This is a genomic window from Mesorhizobium sp. B1-1-5 (assembly GCF_006443065.1).
GTDB lineage: Bacteria > Pseudomonadota > Alphaproteobacteria > Rhizobiales > Rhizobiaceae > Mesorhizobium.
Window position 1 is genome coordinate 1 of record NZ_VFWS01000634.1, and the last position, 1,060, is coordinate 1,060.

General features: G+C 67.5%; 2 protein-coding genes. Both read left to right on the top strand.

Translation table 11 applies throughout. From position 1 onward, the window contains the following. A partial coding sequence (locus tag FJ980_RS33950; RefSeq protein WP_246676700.1) for a mitofilin family membrane protein occupies positions 1–799 on the top strand: 799 nt, incomplete at its 5' end. Positions 800–809: 10 nt separating this feature from the next. Further along, positions 810–1,060, top strand: a 251-nt coding sequence (locus FJ980_RS33955) for a heme biosynthesis HemY N-terminal domain-containing protein (protein ID WP_281406370.1), incomplete at its 3' end; no start/stop codon positions are given.

The window sequence follows — 1,060 nt, forward strand, 5'->3', positions numbered from 1 at the left end:
GGTCAGGACGGATGTCGCGGCGCTCAAATCGGCGGTCGAGCAAGGCGGAGCGGGCGACAATGCCGGGCTGGCCGCGCTTGGCGACAAGGTCAGGCAGATCGAGACGGCGGTTGCGGCGCTAGGCAAGGCCGGCAACCCGGCTCCAGTCGATCTCGGCCCGCTCAATGAAAGGCTGGCTGGCCTCGATGCGCTGGTCAAATCGGCCGGCGAGGCGGCGGCGAAGCAGGACGGCCGGCTCACCGCGCTGGAGCAGTCGGTGTCGCAGCTTTCTGGGAAAGTCGAGGCGCAGGCCGGACAGCCGAAGGTCGCGCTCGCCATCGCCGCTTCGGCACTGAAGGCGGCGCTCGACCGTGGCGCGCCGTTTGGTGCCGAACTCGAGACCTTCGCCGCGATCGCGCCGGACGCGCCGCAGCTTGCGGCTCTGCGCGCCTACGCGCAAAAGGGCGTCCAGACTCGCGCCGAGATCGCATCGCAGATGGATGCCGCCGCCAACGCCATGGTCGCGGCGGCCACGCCCGTCGACGAAAATGCCGGGCTCCTGCAGAACCTTCTGTCGAGCGCCGAATCGTTGGTCAAGGTCCGGCCGATCGGCGCTGTCCAGGGCGCCGGCGCGCCGGAAACCATTGCGCGCATGGAGGTGGCGGTCAATCAGGGCGACTATGCCAAGGCGCTTACCGAATATGAGACGCTGCCCGCGCCTGCAAAGGCGGCCGGCGCCGATTTTGCCGGCAAGCTGAAGGCACGCATCGAGGTCGAGACGCTGATCGATGCGCTGATATCAGGCGCGATGAAGGCGTGAGGAACTGGCGATGATCCGAATCCTGCTTTTCCTCGCCGTCGTCTTCGCGCTGGGCTTAGGCTTTGCCTGGCTGGCGGACCGGCCGGGCGACATGGTCATCACCTTCAACGGCTACCAGTATCAGGTCAGCCTGATGGTGGCGGCGGTGGCGGTGGTCGCCGTTGTCGCGGCGGTGATGATCCTGTGGTGGCTGATCAAGTCGGTCTGGAACAGCCCCTACACCATTTCGCGCTATTTCCGGGTGCGCCGCCGCGACCGCGG